We start from the raw sequence: 23,806 nt of genomic DNA on the forward strand, positions 1-23,806 counted from the left end.
GAAATAGCCCCCTCATTATTGCGTTTATCTTATTATTTCACCTCGCTACCCGGTTTCACCTCTTTCTCCGGGGTGATAACGGCCAGCTTTCCATCGAAATTCTCGGCGGAGAGAATCATGCCCTCGGAAACAATACCTTTCAGCTTACGGGGAGCTAAGTTAGCGATGAAGCAAACTTGCTTGCCTACCAATTCCTCGGGTTTATAATGCTGGGCGATACCCGACACGATCGTGCGTTTCTCCAGGCCATCGTCGATACGGAACTGAAGCAGCTTATCCGCTTTCGGAACCTTCACACATTCCAGAACCGTACCCACACGGATATCCAGTTTCATGAAATCATCGAACTCGATATTCTCACGGATCGGTTTCGCCTTATAATTCGCTTCCTCATTCGCTTTCTTCGTATCCAATAATTTCTGTACTTGGGCCTCGATCACGCTATCCTCTATCTTCTCGAACAACAACTCTGCCTTGCCCAATTGATGACCGGCCTCCAATAGATCCGTAGCACCTAGGCGATTCCATCCCAACGGCTCTACATTCAGCATCTTATTCAGTTTCTCCATGCTAAACGGCAAGAACGGCTCAAAAGCGATCGCCAGATTAGCCGTAATCTGCAAAGCGATGTTCATGATCGTAGCGACACGAGGCATATCCGTCTTCGCCAACTTCCAAGGCTCCATATCAGCGAGATACTTATTTCCGATACGGGCCAGGTTCATCGCCTCTTTCTGAGCGTCACGGAAGTGGTAGGTATCCAACAGGCGTTCCACGTTCTCTTTCACATCTGCGAAATCCTTCAAGGTCTGGCGATCATAATCTGTCAACTCGCCAGCCGCCGGCACCTTACCCTCGAAATACTTATCCGTAAGGACTAACGCACGGTTCACGAAGTTCCCTAAGATAGCGACCAACTCATTATTATTACGAGCCTGAAAATCTTTCCATGTGAAATCATTATCCTTTGTCTCCGGCGCGTTGGCCGTCAAGACATAGCGCAACACGTCTTGCTTGCCCGGCATATCCACCAGATACTCGTTCAACCAAACCGCCCAGTTGCGGGAAGTAGAGATCTTGTCACCCTCCAAGTTCAAGAACTCGTTGGCGGGGACATTCTCCGGCAAGTTATAAGAACCTTCCGCTTTCAGCATGGAAGGGAACACGATACAATGGAACACGATATTATCTTTACCGATGAAATGGACCATTTTAGTCTCCGGATCCTTCCACCAAGTCTCCCAGCTATCCGGCAGCAACTCTTTCGTATTAGAGATATAACCGATCGGAGCGTCGAACCAGACATACAGCACCTTTCCTTCCGCCCCTTCCACGGGAACAGGGATACCCCAATCCAAATCACGACTCACCGCACGGGGTTGCAGTCCCATATCCAGCCAGCTCTTACACTGCCCATATACATTAGGTTTCCATTCCTTATGATCCTCCAAGATCCATTTACGCAAGAACGGCTCCCACTTGTCTAAAGGCAGATACCAATGCTTCGTCTCACGCATCACCGGCTTGCTGCCACTGATAGCGGATTTCGGATCGATCAAATCCGTCGGGCTAAGAGACGTACCGCAAGCCTCGCACTGATCGCCATACGCCTTCTCGTTTCCACAATGCGGACAAGTACCCGTGATATAACGGTCGGCCAAGAATTGCTTCGCCTCCTCATCGTAGTATTGCTCGCTTGTTTTCTCGATGAATTCACCTTTATCATACAATGTACGGAAAAAATCCGAGGCCATCTGATGATGCGTAGCGGAAGTAGTACGAGAATAGATATCAAACGTGATACCGAACTCCTCGAACGATTTCTTGATAATACCGTGGTAACGATCCACCACATCCTGCGGCGTGATCCCCTCCTTCTTCGCTCTCAACGTGATGGGTACCCCATGTTCGTCCGAACCACCAATCATCAACACTTCCTCCCCCTTCAAACGAAGGTAACGGGCATAAATATCAGCAGGCACATATACCCCGGCCAAATGGCCGATATGCACCGGTCCGTTCGCATACGGCAACGCCGTAGTAATCAGCGTTCTCTTAAAATGTTTTTCCATACCTTGTGTTCTCTTTTTGAGGGGCAAAGGTACGGAATAATTTGGTTAGATAAAAAAGATTGGAATATCATTCAAGGATGGATATATTCCTCTTTCGATCGCATAGTATATATTGCCGATCAAGACATAATAGAATAATCAACAAATGTCTCATGTCTTGTCCTTTACATTAGAGATTAATAACTTCCCATGTCTTACAAACTTTTCCTGCCGCTATATACACCACATACGCTCGCATGCGGTAAGCGGGGAATTGCCGATTGATATCAGCGGCATATCTTCTCACCTGATCGGCATCTTCGGGACGAACGACCTTCAAGGCCTCTACCATGGTAGCGTCTTTCGCCTTGAAATACTTGAACTCCACCACCCGGCAATCGTTGTGGAAGGCGGTGCCCGATATGCCCGTCAATACCAGATCCGCACGGCCGCTTGGCAAGTTCTGCTCCACGGCGAAGGTATAGCAGTTGCTCAAGTAACGACTCAGTACCTCGTAGAAAGAGCAACGAATAAAGTTCTCGTTGATCTTGTCGAATACTTGCGCCGGGAACTGGCCGAGATATTCCTTGAAATAATTTTCCACAAGCGGCTCCAGCTTCCGATGATCCATAAACAGGCGATAAGCGGGAACAAAACAGCGAGCGTCATCGCTAATCTGATTCAACTCGTTGTAATAATTCATGTAGATGCTCTGAGCGGTCAAGTTGGGAAGCACCATCACATAATTATCTTTCAACGTTGTCATGCCCAAGTAATATAGACTGACGGGGTAAAAATCCGGATCGAAGAACTTCTGCTTATTGAACTTACTCCTAAGATCCGGTTGAGAGTAGATCAACTCGCCATCGATCACCAAGGCATCCAGCATCTCTTTCGCATTCTCCAAGGTGATGGTAAGGCGGCGGATCCAATTCACGTCCGTTCGAAGGTTCTCGTCCACCATCTCATCGGGGACACCACCGGACAGCTCGGCGAAGTTCTTGAAAAAATAAGTCAATATAGTGGAATTAAATAACGGATGCGCGTTGGGCAGAAAGCGATAGCCATCATAGTTGTTTACGATAAGCGTCCACAGCTCGTCGAAACGATCCTCATTATTGCCATATTTACGAATAACATAGCGCAGGTATTCGGCAGCCTCCTCATGATTGAAACCCAACATCTCCGTGAAGTCAGGCTTCAAGGTAAGAATTTCGGCGATATTATAGCCGCTCGTCAAGTCATCCATCGTAACAGGCAGCACACCCGTACAAAAGCAAGTACGGATACTTCCCTCGCCGATACCCGCCTTGATAGCCTTGAAGAAGGTACGCAAGAAGCTCTCGCCAGTGGTGACAGACTCGTAAAGCGGGTCCTTATAGGCCGTGAGCAATTGGTTGGTGAAATTATCGTACTCATCAATAAGGATATAAACCTTGGGCAAGCCGCGCATACGGACATAAGCCAACGCCTCCTCCAGCATCTTGGTGGCATTACCTCTCACTGAGAACTTAAAATCACCGAAAAGATCACGGTTATGCTCTACCATGATCTCCACGGGGGAACAATTCAGATCATTAAAATTCTGCTCTAACCCGTCCATCGTGCTATCCATCACCATCTTCGAGAAGTCGTAGCGGATAATCATGTATTGGTTATGCTCCGGCGTAGGATTGGTCCCGATCCAAGTCCCCCCAAAAAGTTCCTCAAAGCGATGAGACTTACTGCGATCGTAGTAATGGGCGAGCATAGAGACCAACAAGCTCTTACCAAAACGCCGCGGACGCAGAAACACCGGAGCCTTATACCGCTCCAAATAAGGGATAAACCGAGTTTTATCCACATAATAAAAGCCACGTTCGCGTATTTCAGCGAAATCAGCCACGGCATAGGGAATGGTTATCTGAGGTATCATAAGATCTTCCTTTCTTTTTGATGTATACTGACAAACTTAGATAAAAATCTCCAATTCTTATACCTGTTCGCTAAGAAATCTTCTTTTATCAAGAAAAGGTAAGGAATAATTTGCGAATAACGGTTGGGACACGAGGGATGGAAATTGTCCATATGCTTTAATACATATTTGCACCTAGGTGCATTGGCCAACGAAACTAAGATACTTGGCCAACACACTTAGTTTCGTTGAACGATACAGTTAAGATACTTTTTAATCCAAAAGGGGAGAAAAGTAACTGGATATGTTTTTGGATTTGCCTTTAAAGAGAGAGACTGTATATTTTAATGTACGCACGTACGTTTTATATTATATGTAAAGAACGACACCCCCCTTGTTTATAGCTTGTGAAGTGAATAACTAGCGGCTACCCCCAGTGGTAAGCTAACGGCTTGGGAAGCCGTTAGTTATTCATTTCATAAGCCATATTTAGCATTAACAATCAACCCTTTAGTCGCATAGCCATAAGAGATTTCATATATAGTTCCTGCCACTGGTGATTTGATCGTCTTTGAATTCGTTTTATTTTCACCATCGTTATTTGTGACACTTAAAATGTAAGTTACTTCACTCGAGGGGAAATAAGCGGTTTCTCCATTGGATATTTCTACGGATCGGTTTCCGAATTGTACGGTAAAATGATAATCCTTAAAGCGATCACTAAAACCTTCCGGGAGTTTTAAGGAAACACCGATATTCACCATCGGGACTTCTACATTCAGATAGTTTATTTTACCAGCGTCTATCTTAAAATTCTTTTCAGCATAAAAGGCTGCTCCACCAGTTTCTGTATCTACCCAATTGGGCATGTCTTTATACGCTAGGTTATAGGTTTTCAGCAGATAGCTTCCGGCAGGCAAATCCAGCTTAGCAGGCACTTTTCCCGGTTCATATTGTTGCCCGCTCATTAATTGACCGTTTTGCCAAATCTCCACATATAGATCATTCTGAACTGCCCGAGTAGAAACAGTATTGACATTTTCTGTTTGAACAGAAAGATTTTCCAATATTAAAGTTCCTTTGCCTTCTGAAATATCAAAGGCTTCATCCTTTTGGCAACTTGCCAAAAGGATGAGAGTTAATAGAATATAAACGATATGTTTCATTCTTCTTTATCTTTATTTGTCATAAACAAGGGAAATATCATCAATATAAAGCTCGCTACCATAATGTTCATCAGCTCCATTCCCCCTAACTTTAGCTTTTACAACATTAGTATGTTTAGATCCAGATTTCAATGTTAAAGTCAACTTAGTAGCAACTACATTCTCTACCATATAATTAATTGGTATTTCATATAATTGATATTCAGTCTTACTAACAACATTTGTAGCCTCATATAAAATAACATCTTGATCTTGATCTTCATTTTCTATTTTTAGTTCTATTACCCCTACATCATCTCCTTCTGGAATATAACGATAATAAAATTTCACTTTTGTTGGACGTACTTGAAAATCTCCAGAATAAGACAGTATCCCTATTGTATGAGTTCCCGTAATAGAACCATTCATACCTAGAAATGAACCTACATTTGTATTTGCTACACCATGCCCTATAGTTCTAATCAAAGCAGCATAATTACCATTATACTTATTTTCAGAACGCTTAACAGCAGATGCAGAGCAAAAGGATTCTCCTCTATAATTTGTGGTTTCCAGATTATTAGTAATCCATTGAAGACTTAAATCTTGAGAAAACGGGAACCACAAATTTTTATGATCACTCTGATCTTCCTCATGCCACTCCTCCATCCCAGAATTCGGCAACTGCACCGGATTCTCTAGCTCCACATCAATAGCATCCGTCATAACCACATCACGATAAACCGCTCTCACTTGATATGATCTATTTTGGGGATGTTCATTGAATAACACTTTCATATCTTGAATGTCTTTCCAAGTATCATCACCTCCGGACTTTTCTTTATACTGATATTTCAACTTAGACTTGATAACCTCCGGATCTCCTGTAGTAACGGTCAGTTCATCAATCGTAAACTCTTTCGTCCAGATATTTCCGGGTTGAACAGATACTGCCATTTCCGGCTTATTACACCTCAACGTATAAACCCGGCTTGGGTTTTCTTGCCCTTTAATCTCCTCACTACTCCAGCGATTATTCGCTCTCACATCTACTTCAATCTTATTTTCTACTGTCGTACCCGCATCTGTTCGCAACTTAGCGACAATGGAAGTCAAATCTAAAGAGGCTTTATCTACACCAATCTCAGGCAATACAATGCCTAACACATTTTCCATTTCCGCTTTATCTGCCGGAACAGATAAAAGATAGTCCTTATCATTCAAGCTTGAAAATTGCGGATCACCAAAAGTAAATTTCAGCTTCAAGTCTTGCAGTGCTGAAGCCGTATTTAAATTCAATATTGCCGTTTTAGTCTCTGTCTCAGCAAAGGAAAGTATATTATTCTCAAATCCTTCCGCCTCAACTTTCGGCTTAGGCAACCAATCCATCGGGATATCGCTCGTTATTGTCTCCTTTTTAATTTCAACTTTAGCGACATCCAACAATAAATCATCCGATAACTTCAATGTCAGTTTAACATGATGTCCGGCTTTCAATACCGAAGGCAAATCCTTATGTTTTAACTCCTCGGAAAAATCCTTACCGCTCACCTTTGTTCCCTCAAAATAAAAGGCAACCTGTTTCTCTGCTTGAAAATAGGCACTTTTCTTACTATCAGAAGTCAATTTACAAGAGGACTTCCCAACAACTACTTTCACCCAATAAGAAGAGAAGATTTTCTTCAACTCCGTATCAGTGGGGAAAGAGGCAGAAGCCAACGCATTGGCCACCTTGCAACTCAAGGTAATTTTCTTCTGCTCGCCCTCCTTAATCACCACATTAGTAGTGTCGCCTAAATAATAGGGCGCATCCAACGCTAAAACCGGATTATCTCCATAGGAAGCAGATATCGTATAAGTACCGGCCGAAGCAGGTATCGTCTGGCTGGTATAATTACCATCAAACAACGGAGAGGAATCCCCGTTCTTCACGACCTTAAGCTTAAACTGATCCGCTAGTGGCTTTCCCAATTCCGCTGGCGTACTTTTCGTCTCAATGGCAACACCCATATCCTGCAAGGATACCTGAAAGCCGGCGGTTTTATCCATTATTTCTTCCTCCTGACAGGCCACCATGAGAAATAATGAGAATATACAACAACAAAATTTATCAATCTGCTTCATCATATTATTTAGTCGTATATAAGTTCGAAATCATCTACATACAATATGCTACCGTCACCTCCGGTAAAATAATCGCCATATTTACTGGCACTTGCCACTACGATAAGATACATATCATTGGGCTTCTCCAGCGTCTTATATTCCAAATCGATCGTAAATTCTTTCCATGTTCCATTCGTTGAGACACACTCTTTGAGAGGAAGCTCACCATAAGCTATAATATTATTATCCGTCTTAAATTGGATAAACGTCTCAGCCTTGGTATTATCCACCGTATAAGACTCTTTAGCCAATGCGATATAAATCGAGCAAACATCCATATCTCCTTTTGAAAGCGTCCCCGCAGGCTGATTATCTCCTATATGAGTTACCGCAACCGGAGCGTATTGGAAAAAGCCATGCAATGCGAACGGGCGCGAAGCGAACGACCTTCCGAATTTGATCTTCGCACCATTCATTCCAACCAAACTGCCAAAAGATCCGGTATACAGGCTCGCAGCGGCAAATTTCACCTTAAACTGCGATTTCAACTCGGCAGATTTTCCACCCGGCGTATGCACAACCGTTGAATTTCCTTGAGTCGGGTTGATATTGACCACAGCCCCCAATCCAGTTGTCGTACCCGGATTGCTCGTATCCCAAAATGAATGACCCGCCTCACCGGCATACCATGTTTTCCCATCTTGATGCCACAGATCGAAATTACCATTATATAATGGTGTGGCAGTCTCTGTCGTGAAGGTAGACTCGCCCAACACGCTTCCCGAGGCATCCACCAGTCGGCATTGATAAGCCGTGGCGGGCTGCAATCCCTCGATCTTCGCAGAGACCTTCGAACCGTCTGCCTTCGCAGAGACCTTGTTCCAAGAAGTCTCTCCCTGTTTCACATACTCAAACGAACAATTAGCCTCCGTTGCTTTCCCCTCCACAAACGCATACTTGCTCCAGGCATTCACGGAAAGGTCTCCGGCTGAAGGCTGCGAGCCTCCCTCCTCATCGGTCAGACGGACATATACCGTCCATATTGTCCCCTTATTGGGCTCGCTCCAGGGATACTGAACCAAAAACTTCTGTGGAGAGGTGAAATCTTTCACGGTAGTAGGATTTGGCGTCACCTCGCCATAGGCTCCACCCAAAGCCAAAGAGGTTATAGAGATATTCTTCAGGTTCTCTCCTTTCCCTACATAAATAATCACTCGATTATCCAGTTCGTCAATAGAATAGTCTATCATACCCTTGGCCTCGACCTTCCGGTCTATGATTTGCTTCACCTTTACTTGCCATACATAATCTTGATAGGTTTTTATAGTAAAATTGACCGGTTTGGTAAAATCGACCCTCGTATTGGATGACATAGGAATACTATCCAATGAGGCGAATCCGGCAAACGGGAATTTATTAGGATTAGCACAGAGAGCCGAATCAACCAAAACCTGCGCATCCCTTGGATTCACCACCAAACGAGTAAGTTTCAATCTAGAAATATCAACAGAATCATTTACATACAGTAATATGGTCTTTGCCGAAGCATCAATTAATGCCGCATCATCCGAAGAGCCTTCAGCCGGACGCTGTCCCTCCACACGAATGTCCGTGATACCCGCATTGACGATCGGATAGGGTATATCATTCTCTATCGCACAGGAAGCCAGCACGAAGAAAACAAAAAGGCAAAAGCGACAGGTCGCTTTATATATATCGTTGATTATTCGCATATCCAATTACAAATAGAAAGTCATACCTATGTTAATGGAAAAAAGATTGATCTTGAAATTACCGGACGATGTACGGCTCGAACCCTGCTCCACTTGGTTGGTCGTCTGGTCGATCCATTTGAAATCGAAACCCATCACGCCGACCGACACCTCCACGGCGCTCCAATCGGTGATAAAGGCGGCCAGTCCGGGGGCGAAACCAATCTGTAGGTTCTGTACCTTCTGGTAAGTACCATCATAATTAGCCCCCGAGCCTGTGGAATTCTTGCCCGTACCGTAGCCATAGGTCACACGAGCCTCGTTGAAGAGACCGAATATCTTGCTCTTCCCAATCGGGATATAGGTACGCAGGAAACCGGATGTCTCATATTTATGCTCCAGATAATAGAGGTCCTTGAACGAGATGGTAATGTCGCCCAAATTGGCATCCACATTCCCTAGATCCAAATAGTTCCTACGGTAAGCGAAGCGAACACCGGCCGAGATATTATCCCGGAAGAAATAGCCCACGTACGGACTTATCGCAAAATTATAGCCATTCCCTTCCAAATCCTTTATAACAAGAAAGTTCAAGTTGCTCTCGTCATGCTCGGAATACGATACGGCACCTCCGGCCATCCATGTTCCTTTCGGGATGAACACAGCCTCCTGTACCTCTCGGTCGATGCGCTTAATGGCGCGTTTACCGCGTTGTGCATTTACGGTACCGGTCACTATTGCTAATAACAGCAATAAGGTAAATAGTTTTCTACTCATTCAAATAATTCGCTCTATTGTTATTGCCATTTTCTAGTTCTATCCTTTATATTGCCACAAAGATATTTAAAATCTACTTAGCAAGGAAGATATCCTTACTTGCCAAATAGATTTATAGTAAAAACTTATTGTTCCCTACATAGACTTTCAGCCTATGGTTTATTTCCACATTGTAGGCTCGTCATCGTAAATGAGTGAAAAATCATCGAGATACATTATGCTGCCATCGCCTCCGGTGAAATAGTCGCCATACTTGCTGGACGAGCAGACCACAATGATATGGGTCGGTTTCTCCGTCAGATTCTTATATTTCAAGAGGATATTGAACTCCTTCCATTGTCCGTTGGTACTTACGCATTCCGACACAGGCACCTCACCATAGGCGATAATGTTCGCATCATTCTCAAAATCGATCGCAGTTTCTGCCATTTTGGTATTATCTATAGTATATTGCTTTTTAGACATCGCTATATAAATAGAACAAACATCAGGATCTCCTTTTTCAACAACTGCGTCAGCCGGAAGATTATCCCCTACATGAGTTACATTTACCGGAGCGTATTGGAACCAGCCCTTTAATGCTGTTGGACGAGAAGCGAACGGCTGACCAAAATTGATCTTAGCACCATTCATACCAACCAGCCCACCAAAAGATCCGGTATACAGGCTCGCCGCTGCGAATTTCACCTTAAACTGGGATTTCAACTCCGCAGATTTTCCGCCCGATGTATGCACAACCGCTGAACTACCTTGGGTAGGATTGATATTCACTATGGCTCCCAACCCCGTTGTCGTACCCGGGTTACTCGTATCCCAGAATGATTTACCGGATTCCCCAGCATACCATGTCTTTCCATTCTGATACCATAAATCAAAATTAGCATTATATAATGCGATAGCCGCCTCCGTAGTAAACTCTACGATTTCGCTTGCCACCTCTTCCGTATCCTTATAGATAAAACGGTATTGATATTTTGTTGCAGGAGTCAAGCCCGTAATCCTTACCGAATAGGTATCGTTTTCACCTACGGTCAGATACGCAACCGGAGTCCAAGCCTCGTCTGTTGCCAGTTTATATTCCATCGCCAACTTGCTTTGATCCAAGACACCTGCCTTTGAAAGCACCTTCCCCTCCAAGTAAGCAAATGAACTCCAAGCGTTCGCCGCACTTGCCGATAGAGTTGTCTTAGCGGTCAGAGGCACACCTATGGTGAAATTATAGGTCTTGATTGTTCCGTCCAAAGTAATATCAATACTGGTAGAACCATTTGGCGAGTCAGCCACTTTATACATCAAGCGAACATTATCTCGAGCTTTTACCGCACGAACGGTATCTTTCTTAGAATGTAGTGTACCCTTTTGATTCGTTACGCTCGTTGAGATAATCAACGACTTCTCGGGAACTGGGAAATAGGCCTTTGCTGTCTCGTTCTTACCTAACTCAAAGGTAAGGCGGGTTCCAGTTTGGTCTGCCGAATCAGCCACAACAATGGTCGCAGACTTAAAGCTTTTCTTGAACAGCTCGTCAAATTCAACAGTCACCAAGACATTCGCCAATGTACAGATAACTTCGGCCGTCACATCCTTTCCTGCCATAACCTCTACCTCAGCTGATCCCACATAATAGGGCTTATCAAACTCGGCAGCTTTACCATCGAAGCCATTTGAAGAGGCTTTCACCACGTATTTACCCGTAGGCAAGGAAAATCGCTCTCCATCCCACGCCGTATAGTCATCCGTTTCCTTAACAACACCTCCTTGATCATTCAAGATTTGTACCGCCAACTGTTTGGGATTATAAACAACCTCCTCACTTCCCGCTTTGGTGGCTGTGGAATTATTGGTCGTTATATCCATACTTAAATAACCGGTATTTTTCATGGATGTATCATCCTCGGCCTGGCAAGCGACCAAACCTAATACCAACACAAAAAATAAAAGTGTATATATTGTCTTCATATTATTCAGCCACTTTTACACTTAATTTATCTTTTACGACTTTACCATCATTATCTTCCACCGTAATATTAAATACGTGTCCTTCTGGATCTGTTGTAACACCTCCACCAGTACTTGGATCTAGCAACAAACTAAAAAAGGCATGTACCGGAAATTCATAGCTCTTTTCTCCACCAACAGGTAAAGTTACACCCATTGACGTCAACGTCTCTCCTAAAGCTTCATTTCCTATCAATTTAAACTCTTCACCAAATAGATCTTTAACTATTGACGCAAAAAGCTCATTTCCTCCCTTTATCGCGACAGTGATATTTTTCAAGCCGGCAGGAGTTGATATAATAACATTTGCATTTTTTTGTTCATCAGCGGGCAACGTATAAAGAGCTTGCGGTATCGTGATTGTCGGATCATCACCCGTCACCGGTGGTGTCGGAGGTTCAGGATTCTCTTCGCCACTATCACCTTCCACTTCTATATCAATATTCTCATTTGTCTCTTGGTTAAAACCGTTAACCGTGATGGTGATACCGGTTTTATTGAGATCCACTTCTTTTCCGGGAGCCAACGAGATCGCCAAACCATCTCCTCCTACAAAATAGGGGCTGTCGCTTTCTACAAAATCAGCACTTTCCTTCTTCGTTAATGTCTGATTTATAATAACTTCTTCACTCGTTTCCTTCACTATAGCTGTTCCCGACACATAAATCTTATCTGTCTCAGCAGCCATTTTCCAATAAATCGGAGTTGGGTTTGGATTTTCTTGCGTATAAATATCTGAATGACCGCACTTGTCATCCACCGTAATAGACCATTTGCTATAATAGTTTATAAACTCGGAGGTAAAATCCATCGCAATTTTGACATTCTGGATCTTACATTTCACCGTAGCGGTTTTTTCCACACTAGGCATTATCTCTGCTTTTTCTACACCTCCATAATAAGGATCGTACATCTTTTCGGCAAACTCTCCCGGCGAATGCGCCTCTATCTCATAATTTCCTTTCGGCAACTCAATCACACCATTCGCATTTTCTTCTTTAAACTTAGCAAACGACTCATAGTTTTTAGTAAGATCAAAATCCATCGCCTTGATCACGAGCGGAAAATCTTCTTTCTGATCAGTTGCTCCTTTCGTTGCTAAAGAAGCAGAGGAACCTGCGCTCACGTCAAGTGTCAAATAGCCAGTTTCCTTTGGGATCTCTTTCCCGAAAATCTCCTCTTTCATCTCACACGACATCAAGCCGGAAAACAAAACCGTGCTCAACATCCATATATTGATCGCTTTCATATTCTAATCTCTTATTATTACTGTTATATATATTTATACCCAATCCCCCGGAATAACGATATCTACCGGATGATCAACCGTAGTCTCCTCAATTGTAATCGAAATTCCTAAATTGCCATTGTTGACTACTGGTTTCAAAGTAAGTTTCAAAGCATCCGCTGGACTTAACGTATAGGTCTTAACCGTCCCTTCTGCTTTTACATTCTCTTTCTTAGTCAAGCTTACCGTAACCTGGACCTTTTCCTGATTACCTACCTTAAAATACATCGGACCGACTGTCGCCTTTGCCCAAACAAAAGAAGAGGGTTTCTGCGCCTCTGTCTCAATCTTCAAGGAATAGTCGGAGAAATACTCATCCATCTTCGGATCGAACACAACATTAATTCGAGCTGAGCTGGGCTTACATATTACAGGAGCTGTCACCTCCTTTCCCTCCTTCACTTCAAAAGCAGCTTCGCCAGAAAAATACAACACATCGGAAGAAACCGGTTTATCTTCACCCGTAAAGGCTTTCAACACATAGTTACCAACATTCAAAGAATATTTCTCTTCCAAATTCTTATACAAATCATTAATAATAAGATTCTCCTCTTGCCCGGATTTAAACACTTGCACAGTATAATTGTTCACATCCTTATACTCACTCTCATCCACGGCTTTTGTTTGAAAACCGACCTCCGGTGCCAGATCTATTTTCACGAAACCTTTGCCCTTCGGAATATCCAAATTATCCACTTCAGAGCTACAGCTACCCAACATCAAACAACAGCCCAGTAAGCAGGCCATTCCCATAGATGTAAAATTCTTTTTCCTCATATAAATGCTTTTTTCAATTACTTCAATTCGTATAGATCCATTCGATCCCAATTCGGATGCAAAAGAATATATTTCACAAAGATCCTACAAGGTCTATTTGTCTTATTACCTATTCCTTTTTTTAGATTCCACACCTCACCCCTACACATACAGAGCCATTTATAAAGAGTGACCATGTCCTATTTTTACAACCCATTGTTCCTTTTATTAGAAACCGTGCCTAAACAGAATGCGCTCAGACAAGAGCCGCCCCTAGAGAAAGCAAGATTACAAGATAGTCGCTTCGATGGAAGAAAAAAGGATTTGACAAAATGGCAATTTGTAATCTCAACCTCTTGAGTATCGATTATTTCGGGGCAAAGTACTACTTACTTCCAAATTCATAAGAGAAAATTAGCAATTATTTGAATGATAGCCATATATCAAAAAACGACATTTTGTTCTAGCAAAAATAATTCATCGTAATTCATATTATGGGGAGTGAGAGAGGGAAAAAACAGTCTTACAATAGGGTTATAACAGTATAAGAATGCCTATTCACGACTACTTACACCCCTATTCACGACTACTCACGATGCCCAACGGCAGTATAGGCATTGCCCAATGCTGCCTATTGCATACATATTCGCCGTCTAACGTGTACCGAAAACGTTACTTTTTAACATAAAAGGCCACTTATCTTCCTGATTCTTTCGCTATTTTGATAGGTCAAGGAAATATCCCTGTCACAATATACATCCAAATTCAATCAAAACGAAACAGAAAAGATAATTCTAATGGCAACTACTTCCCTCGACAAGAAACCATACCAGTCCAGCCCAAACACCCAAGCGACTCCGAAAAGCCTCCGGAATACCGCAAGTTTCAGACGCTCGTATAATTTTCCTTCCACAAGACACGGCAAATCTTTAAAAATGCCTATTTTTGTCAAACGTTCCCGATAAGTGAATAATTAAACAAACATGGAAAATGACATTCCCAAAATAGACCTGCCTCAAGATTGGGTGATCGGGAAGCTCTCGATCGAAGATATAGGCCTGCTGAATCTGTATGCGAATTACCCATGCCGATTGAAAGCGGGGATTTTCGTGCTATGCCTAGGAGGAGAGATCGAGGCATCCATCAACTTAACGCAACTCAAGGTAGAACCCGGAAGCTTCATCACCATCATGCCCGGATCAATCCTGCAGATCCATAGGGCAGACGGGGACCTACAGATCTATTTCATGGGATTCTCATCTGATTTCCTCAGCCAAGCGAACTCCAGCAAAGCTGTCATAGACATGCACTATATCGTGAAAGACAATCCGGTGTATAAGCTAAAAGAGAAAGCCCAGCCTCTTATGAAAGATTATTTTGAGTTATTACTCAAAACATACGAGTTTTACGCCACGAAAATAAATCGCGGGATTACCAACCATTTGTTTACCGGTATGCTGATGGGGATCAGCAGCATGTATAAAGACCAGACGGAAGACCTGTCAATGCTCTCTAAAGCAGAGCTAATCAGTAAGAATTTCACTCAACTAGTAATGCAAAACTATACCATGCAACGATCCGTTGCATGGTATGCCAAGCGGCTTGGCATCACGCAAGCACACCTAAGTACGATCGTCAAACAAAGTACGGGAAAAACTTGCATAGAGATTATCACCTCGATGGTTATCATGGACGCAAAGGCACAACTAAAATCGACGAACCTTACCATCCACGATATCGCCTATACACTGAATTTCACTAATATGTCCTTCTTCGGAAAGTATTTTAAACGCCATGTAGGTATGAGTCCGCAAGAATACCGCAATTCCTAAACAACCCTAAAAAAGTAAGCTAGCTTACTTTTAAAGCACTTCCGGCCGGGTGTCTTTTCCTGAAATCACTGGTTCTTCTTTAATTTAGCTGAAGAGCTAGTTGAACAGTAAAACTCGTTTACCGAACAAGATTGGTATACAGCACGTTAAGTCATCCACAAAAGACTTCCCAAGTGATTAGTTATTCACTTCCCAAGCCGTAAGCTGACCACTAGGTATAGCCGTCAGTTGTTCACTCGACAAGCCGTCAGTTATTCACTTCAACAGCCATAAATAGCGCGATTTCCAACTAATATAAAGATAGTTTTCCAGCTTAGTAACTGCACTATTTTTGCATGTTCTCATTTTCAAACCGCACTATTATGGTTATTTCTAAGTGCCCTCTCACATCCCCCAATTCTCCCTATCCAAACTCCTATACTGTATCGCCTCCGCCAAATGCCGGACTTCGATATGTTCCGAATTATCCAAGTCGGCTATCGTGCGGGAGACTTTCAGGATACGGTCATAGGCACGGGCGGAGAGGCAGAGACGTTGCATGGCGGTTTTGAGGATGGAGAGGCCGGAAGCGTCGGGAACGGCGTACTGATGGAGTAGCTTGGAGTTCATCTGGGCATTACAATAAATACCCTCATAAGCGGCAAAACGCCTTTCCTGGATCGCACGGGCTTTTATGACCCGCTCACGGATAGCGATACTAGACTCTGAGGGCTGTTGCTCGGAAATCTTCTCGAAAGGGACAGGGACAATCTCTATCTGGATATCGATACGATCGAGTAATGGGCCGGAAATGCGGTTCATATATTTCTGGACGGCTCCGGGAGAACAGAGACAAGGACGGTCCGGATGGTTGTAGTAGCCGCAGGGACAAGGATTCATGGAGGCCACAAGCATAAAGCCGGCCGGATATTCCACCGTGAAACGGGCACGGGAGATATTGATCACTCGATCTTCCAATGGTTGCCGCATGACTTCCAAGACACTCCTGTTAAATTCCGGCAACTCATCCAAAAAAAGGACACCATTATGAGCCAAGCTGATCTCTCCCGGCTGCGGGAAAGTGCCACCTCCTACCATGGCGACATTAGAGATCGTATGATGGGGAGAGCGAAAAGGACGTTGTACCATCAAGGAGGCGCCACCTCCTATCTTACCGGCTACGGAATGGATTTTAGTTGTTTCCAAGGACTCATGCAAGGTAAAAGGGGGCAAGATCGTGGGGAGACGTTTCGCCAACATCGACTTGCCACTTCCGGGAGGACCTACCATGATCAGATTATGTCCGCCGGCTGCGGCCACCTCCATCGCACGCTTCACGTTCTCTTGTCCCCGGACATCGGAGAAATCGCAATCAAACAATTGCTGGCGGTCGTAAAACTCCTTACGGGTATCAATAACCGTAGGCCGCAATGTAGGTTTCCCCTCCATAAACTCCAGCACCTCTTTGATATTCGAAGCTCCATACACTTCCAGATCGTTCACCACCGCAGCCTCACAAACGTTTTGCTTGGGTAAGATAAAGCCCTTAAAGCCTTCTTCCCTAGCCTTGATAGCGATAGGCAATGCCCCTTTTATCGGTTGGAGGCTCCCATCCATAGAAAGTTCGCCCATCAATACGAATTTGGATAAGTTGGATGAATCTATCTGCTCTGCCGCCGCCAGAATACCGATCGCCAAAGGCAGATCATAAGAAGACCCTTCCTTACGGATATCTGCGGGGGCCATATTAATAACGATACGATTACGGGGGAATTTATAACCACATACTTGAAGAGCCGAGATAATGCGTTCATGGCTCTCACGAACAGCCACGTCCGGAAGACCGACTAAAAAGAATTGGATACCTTTGGAACAGTTCACTTCTACGGTAACGACCGTAGCGGAAATCCCCTGCACGGCAGCGGCATAAGATTTTACTAACATAGTTAAGAATTTTGAGTTACTAATTACAAATTAAAACCGGAACCTCCTGTTTTCAATCGCTCAGTCTTCGAACAAGTTCTCCAGTGTTTGCTTGATCTCGATTCCATTCTCTGTTTTCATCAAGATCTTATGATCCTCATCTATCAAGAAACAGCGTGGCAATACGCTTACGTTATACAGATCTATCAACATAGCCGCTTGTCCGGCCGAATCCGTTACCAGATTCCACGCTATACTATCCTTCTTCAGTACATCCCGGACATTATCCGGATTATCGTCCAAGCTAACCAAAAGAATATCCAACTGATCTTTCGGATATTTCATCGCTACCTTATCCAGATATAGATCCTCTGTCTGGCACATATCACACCAAGGAGCGGTAAACGTCAGCAATAAATATTTCTGCGGGAAAGAGTCCAAACTTACCGTATTCCCATAAATATTCCTTACGGAGAAATCTGGGGCTTCCGCACCCAAAGCCGTACGTTTCGCACGGGCGCTATATTGCTCCAGCTCCTTCACCAGATAAAAGTCTTTCAACCTTGGATTCAATAACGCCAACAACTCATCAATTTTACGAGTATCATCGGGATCTGAGAAAAAAGATTGAATCAAGACAACGGATGCCTCTTCATTCGGGTTCTCTTTCACGTACCGGATCGCTTCCTCGCTCAATTGCATATTAACATTCGCCAAACGAGCGGCGATATCCGTCTCCTCGATCGTATCGTTCAAATCCTTGCTATTTAAAGAATTTGATAAATTTGTCAATTCCGTCAATAAAGGAGCGATTTTTTTCTTAAAAGCGGTCAACTTATCATTTGTCCGTCCCCCCTTTACCTGCAATAGCAATGGAGAGTTAGCGTCGCCCGTGATTTTTACGGTTTCTCCCGGTTCCAGATAAGCCGTAACCCAATGCTCTTTATCCGCAAAGAAGATAGTCACACAATGGAAACCCGCTTCATTTTGATCGATCTGGAACTGCCCGGGTTTCGTACAAGCCACGGTATCAACCACTTTATAATTATCCTTCTCAAATACAGCATATACGGTTTGATCTTCCAGATTAGAAAGTTCCCCTTCAATCCGATAGACATAATCCTTGCCACAAGATGACAAACAAATTATAAAGCCAATAATAAGTGCCAGTTTTTTTATCATTACTCCTTTTTAAGCTCTTCTTATAACAGATAATCCGGTCTAAAGGTAGGAATATTTTTTAAAACTACTTTACATTTATAATAAAATTAACGTAGTTATCATAAAAAAAGCGCAGAATTAGTAATTCCACGCTTTTTTATAAAGATATTTTTAAACCTTGACCTTTTTTGATCAAGGTTTTTTAAGCAATTATAACTGAGGACCAGCAGCAACCAATGCCTTACCAGCTTCGTTGCCCGTGAACTTAGCAAAGTTCTTCTGGAAGCGAGCAGCCAAATCCTTCGCTTTCTCATCCCATTGAGCAGGATCAGCATAGGTATCGCGAGGATCTAAGATCTTCGGATCTACGCCCGGTAATGCAGTCGGAACCTCGAAGTCGAAATACGGGATCTTCTTTGTCGGAGCCTCGTTGATAGAACCATCAAGGATAGCGTCGATGATACCTCTTGTATCTTTGATAGAGATACGTTTACCGCTACCGTTCCAACCGGTGTTCACCAAGTAAGCCTTAGCGCCAGTCATTTCCATCTTCTTAACCAACTCTTCGCCGTATTTTGTCGGGTGCAATGACAAGAAAGCAGCACCGAAACAAGCGGAGAATGTAGGAGTCGGTTCCGTGATACCACGCTCTGTACCTGCTAATTTAGCGGTAAATCCAGACAAGAAGTAGTATTGAGTTTGCTCCGGAGTCAAGATAGATACTGGAGGCAATACACCAAATGCGTCAGCAGACAAGAAGATAACTTGTTTTGCGTGCGGGCCTTTAGAAACCGGCTTAACGATGTTCTCGATGTGATAGATCGGATAAGAAACACGAGTGTTCTCTGTAACTGACTTATCAGCGAAATCGATCTTACCATCAGCGGCAACTGTTACGTTCTCAAGAAGAGCGTCACGTTTGATAGCGTTGTAGATATCCGGCTCGCTCTCTTTATCCAAGTTGATAACCTTAGCGTAGCAACCACCCTCGTAGTTGAATACACCCTCGTTATCCCATCCGTGCTCATCGTCACCGATCAACAAACGTTTCGGGTCCGTAGACAAAGTAGTCTTACCAGTACCAGACAAACCGAAGAAGATAGCTGAGCTCTTGCCCTCTTTATCCGTGTTAGCGGAGCAGTGCATAGAAGCGATACCACGCAACGGGTTCAAGTAGTTCATGATAGAGAAGATACCCTTCTTCATCTCACCACCGTACCAAGTATTCAAGATAACTTGCTCTTTAGTCTTCAAGTTGAAAACAGTAGCAGTCTCAGAGTTCAAGCCTAATTCTTTGTAGTTGTCAACTTTAGCCTTAGCAGCGTTGAAAGAAACGAAATCAGGTTCGCCGTAGTTAGCCAATTCCTCAGCTGTCGGACGGATGAACATATTAGTTACGAAGTGAGCTTGCCAAGCAACCTCCATGATGAAACGTACTTTCAAACGAGTAGCCTCGTTAGCGCCACAGAATGTATCGACAACGAACAAACGTTTGCCAGACAATTCTTTTACGGCTTTAGCCTTCAAGTCTGCCCAAGCGGCCTCAGAACAAGGCTTGTTATCATTCTTATATTCATCAGAAGTCCACCATACAGAATCTTCGCTGGCTTCATTCTTTACGAAAAATTTATCTTTAGGAGAACGACCTGTATAAATACCAGTCATCACGTTTACAGCACCTAGCTCAGTTACTTGGCCTTTCTCGAAGCCTTCCAAACTCGGTTTAGTTTCTTCTGCGAACAGAACATCATAAGACGGATTGTGAACGATTTCTTTCACATCAACAATTCCGTACTTGCTTAAATCTAAATTAGCCATCTTGAATTTAATTTAAATGATTGACTTTATATAACTTTTCTCTCTACTCTAGTTCGATACGGTGAGGCTTTCCGACCTTTTGGAGCTTGCTGCGACTCCACCTTGTTAACCGCGGTACAAAAGTAATATTTTTTTTTATCGTACACAGCTTATTAAGGAAATTTTTCAGTAATAATTACTCTTTTCCATGCAATTAACAAAACCCTTAGTCTATTTGTAATATGGAGTTTACAAATCATATACTTTTAGCTAGCATCTCAACTATTTCCGAAGTTGTCATCATAGGTATTCGCTTTTATTGTGACTGAAACAAAGATATATACTTTTTTCCGCACAAACAAATCCAGCGTATAAATATAAGAAAGGCGCAGGATAAATATCTTGCGCCTTCTCTTATATCCAATCAGAAATATATTACTTTACCTCCCAAATCTCACCTTTCATCAAAAGGTCGTGTAATTTACGTGTAGGATTCTTCGCTTGTACCTCCTCGATTTGCTGGTGGACAGCCTCATCATAGGTCGGTCCCTCCACATCTCGTATTACGCCTAACGCAATTGGCATATCACCGCTCATCATGGCAAGCATCATATGCAAGGTGTTATCCTTCTCATGGGCGTCGTGTACCAATACGTCATCCATCGTATAACCATCTTGTCCGATCGTTACGGATTTCAGTTTTAGGCCGTCTAGCACAAGGCCTTTATCCATGTTAGCGCCGTAAACCATTTTCTCGCCATGGCGAAGGAAAATCGTACGATCCGCACGGTATGCCTTATCAACGATCCCCTTATGGATACCATCATTAAAGATCACGCAGTTTACTAGCACTTCCGTAACGGAAGCGCCTTTATGACGGGCGGAAGCCGTCAATACCTCGGTCGTATTCTTCAAATCCACGTCAATCGTACGGGCGAAGAAATTACCACGGGCACCCAACGCCAACTCGGCCGGGATAAACGGATCTTCCACCGTCCCATAAGGAGAGCTCTTGGATACGAAACCACGGTCAGATGTCGGGGAGTACTGTCCCTTCGTCAAACCATAGATCTTATTGTTGAAAAGAACGATATTCAAATCGATATTACGACGGACAGCGTGGATAAAATGATTACCGCCGATAGCCAAGCAGTCGCCATCACCCGTAATCAACCATACGCTCAAGTCCGGGCGAGCCGTCTTTACGCCGGTAGCGATAGCCGCTCCACGACCATGGATCGTATGGAAGCCATACGTATTCATATAATAAGGTAAGCGGGAAGAACAGCCGATACCTGAGATAACTGCCATATTGTGAGGAGCCACTCCTACCTCGGCCATAGCCTTATGCAGGCAATTCAGTACCGCATGGTCGCCACAACCCGGGCACCAACGTACGTACTGGTCGCTTTTATAATCTTTCGGTTGAAATTTAGTTTCTTCTGTTGTCATCTTTTAAGCCTCCAATATTTTAGTGAATTCCTCAACTAATCTCGCAACGACAAAAGGTTGTCCCTTTACACGATTGAAGCGATACGGGTTAAATCCGGGTACCTTTCCACGTAAATAGTTAGCGAACTGGCCGTTATTTTGCTCAGCCACCACCACTTTCTTATACTTAGAAAGAACCTCAGCCGTATTCTTAGGCAGCGGGTTGATAAACTTGAAGTGAGCGAAAGCCACCTTCTTGCCATTCTCTTGCATCGTCTCCATCGTCTCGTAAAGGTGTCCGTAGGTTCCACCCCAACCAACGATCAATAAATCAGCGTCCTCATCTCCGATCACTTCCAGTTCGGGGATATAGTCGGCGATCTTATCGATCTTAGCCTGACGGGTCGTCACCATCTTCTGGTGGTTAGCCGGATCGGTAGAGATCGCACTCGTCTCGTAGTCTTTCTCCAGACCGCCCAGACGATGAGCGAAACCTTCCGTTCCCGGAATCGCCCAGTAACGAACCAAGCTTTCCTTGTTACGACGATACGCCTTCCAGACTTTCTCGTCTTGATAATTAGCTACGTAATTCGGCTTAATCTCCGGATATTTATCCATTTCCGGAATTCTCCAAGCGGAAGAACCGTTAGCGATAAAGGCATCGGTCAACAAGATAACCGGAGTCATATGCTCCACGGCCAACTTACCCGCCCAAAATGCGGCATCAAAACAATCAGTCGGCGTAGAGGCCGCTATTACCACGGCAGGGCTCTCACCATTACGGCCATACAGAGCCTGCATCAAGTCCGTTTGCTCGCTCTTCGTCGGCAAGCCCGTAGAAGGACCGCCACGCTGAACATCGATAATCACCAAAGGCAACTCGGCGATTACAGCCAAACCGATCGCCTCGCTCTTCAAGGCAAGACCCGGTCCGGAAGTAGATGTAGCCGCCAAGCAACCGGCGAAACTAGCTCCGATAGAAGTACAGATACCGGCGATCTCATCCTCGGCCTGAACCGTGATAACGCCTAAATCCTTACGTTTAGATAATTCATGTAAAATATCAGTAGCCGGAGTGATCGGGTAACTACCCAAGAACAACTGCAAACCAGCCTTCTCGGCAGCGGCTATCAAACCATAGGAAGTAGCCTTATTACCATTCACGTCCGTATAGAATCCAGGCTCGGCTTTCTTACTCTCGATACGATACGTAGAAACTGAGGCATGGATGTTATTACCATAATTATAACCGTCCGTCAAAGCCTTGATATTAGCTTGGGCGATAACCGGTTTCTTAGCGAACTTATTCTGCAACATGTGCATAGCCTCCTCCAGCGGACGCTCGAACAACCAGCAAACAAGTCCTAAGGCGAACATATTCTTACAGCGAAGAGCCGATTTATTGTCCAAGCCAAACTCAACCAATCCGTCTTTTACCATCGTAGAGATCGGAGCGGCAACAACCTGCACGCCAGTCAATCCCAGCTCAGTAAACGGATCATCGGTCGTAAACAAGGCCTTATCCAAATCACTTTTCTTGAAAGAGTCCGTGTCGATTAAAACAATCGCATTGGGTTTTAGGTGTTTTACGTTCACCTTCAGCGCGGCGGGATTCATGGCCACCAATACGTCGGCCTTATCACCGGGTGTGAAGATCTTGCGCGATCCCAAGTGCACTTGGAATCCAGATACACCACTTAGTGTTCCTTGTGGAGCACGTACTTCTGCCGGATAGTCTGGGAATGTAGAAATCTCGTTCCCGAAAACCGCGGACAGGTTTGAAAAGATTGTACCGGTTAACTGCATACCATCTCCCGAGTCTCCCGAGAAACGAATTACAACCTTCTCCAGCGTCTTAACTTTTGTCTGTTCTGCCATAATATACTTTATTAGCTTTATCGCTTATTGGTATTTAGATCGTCCGCAAAGTAAAGCATAAACTTTGCGAGTTCAAAA

15 protein-coding genes are annotated in these 23,806 nt (G+C 43.9%); 1 reads left to right on the forward strand and 14 read right to left on the reverse strand.

The genetic code is table 11. From position 1 onward, the window contains the following. Positions 1-32 precede the first annotated feature (32 nt). The 9 genes from metG to CI960_RS20240 form a co-directional block, all read right to left on the reverse strand. Complete coding sequence (gene metG, locus CI960_RS20200; RefSeq protein WP_005860759.1) at positions 33-2,072, reverse strand: methionine--tRNA ligase; 2,040 nt, start codon at positions 2,070-2,072, stop codon at positions 33-35. A gap of 169 nt (positions 2,073-2,241) precedes the next feature. Further along, positions 2,242-3,966: an ATP-binding protein gene (locus CI960_RS20205; RefSeq protein WP_005860757.1), complete on the reverse strand. Its 1,725-nt coding sequence runs from the start codon at positions 3,964-3,966 to the stop codon at positions 2,242-2,244. Positions 3,967-4,421: 455 nt separating this feature from the next. After that, positions 4,422-5,111: a DUF4493 domain-containing protein gene (locus CI960_RS20210; RefSeq protein ID WP_005860755.1), complete on the reverse strand. Its 690-nt coding sequence runs from the start codon at positions 5,109-5,111 to the stop codon at positions 4,422-4,424. Positions 5,112-5,123: 12 nt separating this feature from the next. Next, the gene (locus CI960_RS20215) at positions 5,124-7,217 is read right to left on the reverse strand and encodes a DUF4493 domain-containing protein (RefSeq protein WP_036629113.1); all 2,094 of its coding nucleotides are present in this window, start codon (positions 7,215-7,217) and stop codon (positions 5,124-5,126) included. Positions 7,218-7,222: 5 nt separating this feature from the next. Next, positions 7,223-8,929: a PCMD domain-containing protein gene (locus CI960_RS20220; RefSeq protein WP_005860751.1), complete on the reverse strand. Its 1,707-nt coding sequence runs from the start codon at positions 8,927-8,929 to the stop codon at positions 7,223-7,225. A gap of 6 nt (positions 8,930-8,935) precedes the next feature. Next, on the reverse strand, positions 8,936-9,685 hold the full coding sequence (locus CI960_RS20225; protein WP_005860749.1) for a hypothetical protein: 750 nt from the start codon (positions 9,683-9,685) through the stop codon (positions 8,936-8,938). Between the two features lie 159 nt (positions 9,686-9,844). After that, complete coding sequence (locus CI960_RS20230; RefSeq protein ID WP_005860747.1) at positions 9,845-11,644, reverse strand: DUF4493 domain-containing protein; 1,800 nt, start codon at positions 11,642-11,644, stop codon at positions 9,845-9,847. A gap of 1 nt (position 11,645) precedes the next feature. After that, positions 11,646-12,932: a DUF4493 domain-containing protein gene (locus tag CI960_RS20235; RefSeq protein ID WP_005860745.1), complete on the reverse strand. Its 1,287-nt coding sequence runs from the start codon at positions 12,930-12,932 to the stop codon at positions 11,646-11,648. Positions 12,933-12,965: 33 nt separating this feature from the next. Beyond that, a complete protein-coding gene (locus tag CI960_RS20240; protein WP_005860743.1) occupies positions 12,966-13,748 on the reverse strand; it encodes a DUF4493 domain-containing protein in 783 nt (260 codons plus the stop codon). A 962-nt stretch (positions 13,749-14,710) separates the two neighbouring features. Here CI960_RS20240 and CI960_RS20245 point away from each other — a divergent pair. After that, positions 14,711-15,559 (forward strand): AraC family transcriptional regulator, encoded by an 849-nt coding sequence (locus tag CI960_RS20245; RefSeq protein ID WP_005860739.1) that lies wholly within the window; start codon positions 14,711-14,713, stop codon positions 15,557-15,559. 384 nt (positions 15,560-15,943) lie between these two features. Here CI960_RS20245 and CI960_RS20250 read toward each other — a convergent pair whose 3' ends face one another. The 5 genes from CI960_RS20250 to CI960_RS20270 form a co-directional block, all read right to left on the reverse strand. Further along, the gene (locus tag CI960_RS20250) at positions 15,944-17,482 is read right to left on the reverse strand and encodes a YifB family Mg chelatase-like AAA ATPase (RefSeq protein WP_005860737.1); all 1,539 of its coding nucleotides are present in this window, start codon (positions 17,480-17,482) and stop codon (positions 15,944-15,946) included. Positions 17,483-17,542: 60 nt separating this feature from the next. Then, a complete protein-coding gene (locus CI960_RS20255) occupies positions 17,543-18,643 on the reverse strand; it encodes a TlpA disulfide reductase family protein (RefSeq protein ID WP_005860735.1) in 1,101 nt (366 codons plus the stop codon). A 189-nt stretch (positions 18,644-18,832) separates the two neighbouring features. After that, the gene (gene pckA / locus CI960_RS20260; RefSeq protein WP_005860732.1) at positions 18,833-20,440 is read right to left on the reverse strand and encodes a phosphoenolpyruvate carboxykinase (ATP); all 1,608 of its coding nucleotides are present in this window, start codon (positions 20,438-20,440) and stop codon (positions 18,833-18,835) included. 414 nt (positions 20,441-20,854) lie between these two features. Then, complete coding sequence (locus tag CI960_RS20265; RefSeq protein WP_005860730.1) at positions 20,855-21,871, reverse strand: 2-oxoacid:ferredoxin oxidoreductase subunit beta; 1,017 nt, start codon at positions 21,869-21,871, stop codon at positions 20,855-20,857. Positions 21,872-21,874: 3 nt separating this feature from the next. Then, on the reverse strand, positions 21,875-23,728 hold the full coding sequence (locus tag CI960_RS20270) for a 2-oxoacid:acceptor oxidoreductase subunit alpha (protein ID WP_005860728.1): 1,854 nt from the start codon (positions 23,726-23,728) through the stop codon (positions 21,875-21,877). Between the last annotated feature and the right edge of the window lie 78 nt (positions 23,729-23,806).

This window comes from Parabacteroides sp. CT06 (assembly GCF_002257605.1).
In the GTDB taxonomy this organism is placed as follows: Bacteria; Bacteroidota; Bacteroidia; order Bacteroidales; family Tannerellaceae; genus Parabacteroides; species Parabacteroides distasonis.

Bases quoted from the DNA above. Each gene is read 5' to 3' on its own strand.
- CI960_RS20235 (WP_005860745.1), bottom strand. From the start codon at position 12,932: ATGAAAGCGATCAATATATGGATGTTGAGCACGGTTTTGTTTTCCGGC.
- CI960_RS20210 (WP_005860755.1), bottom strand. From the start codon at position 5,111: ATGAAACATATCGTTTATATTCTATTAACTCTCATCCTTTTGGCAAGT.
- CI960_RS20245 (WP_005860739.1), top strand. From the start codon at position 14,711: ATGGAAAATGACATTCCCAAAATAGACCTGCCTCAAGATTGGGTGATC.
- pckA (WP_005860732.1), bottom strand. From the start codon at position 20,440: ATGGCTAATTTAGATTTAAGCAAGTACGGAATTGTTGATGTGAAAGAA.
- CI960_RS20215 (WP_036629113.1), bottom strand. From the start codon at position 7,217: ATGATGAAGCAGATTGATAAATTTTGTTGTTGTATATTCTCATTATTT.
- metG (WP_005860759.1), bottom strand. From the start codon at position 2,072: ATGGAAAAACATTTTAAGAGAACGCTGATTACTACGGCGTTGCCGTAT.
- CI960_RS20240 (WP_005860743.1), bottom strand. From the start codon at position 13,748: ATGAGGAAAAAGAATTTTACATCTATGGGAATGGCCTGCTTACTGGGC.
- CI960_RS20220 (WP_005860751.1), bottom strand. From the start codon at position 8,929: ATGCGAATAATCAACGATATATATAAAGCGACCTGTCGCTTTTGCCTT.
- CI960_RS20255 (WP_005860735.1), bottom strand. From the start codon at position 18,643: ATGATAAAAAAACTGGCACTTATTATTGGCTTTATAATTTGTTTGTCA.
- CI960_RS20250 (WP_005860737.1), bottom strand. From the start codon at position 17,482: ATGTTAGTAAAATCTTATGCCGCTGCCGTGCAGGGGATTTCCGCTACG.
- CI960_RS20270 (WP_005860728.1), bottom strand. From the start codon at position 23,728: ATGGCAGAACAGACAAAAGTTAAGACGCTGGAGAAGGTTGTAATTCGT.
- CI960_RS20225 (WP_005860749.1), bottom strand. From the start codon at position 9,685: ATGAGTAGAAAACTATTTACCTTATTGCTGTTATTAGCAATAGTGACC.
- CI960_RS20265 (WP_005860730.1), bottom strand. From the start codon at position 21,871: ATGACAACAGAAGAAACTAAATTTCAACCGAAAGATTATAAAAGCGAC.
- CI960_RS20205 (WP_005860757.1), bottom strand. From the start codon at position 3,966: ATGATACCTCAGATAACCATTCCCTATGCCGTGGCTGATTTCGCTGAA.
- CI960_RS20230 (WP_005860747.1), bottom strand. From the start codon at position 11,644: ATGAAGACAATATATACACTTTTATTTTTTGTGTTGGTATTAGGTTTG.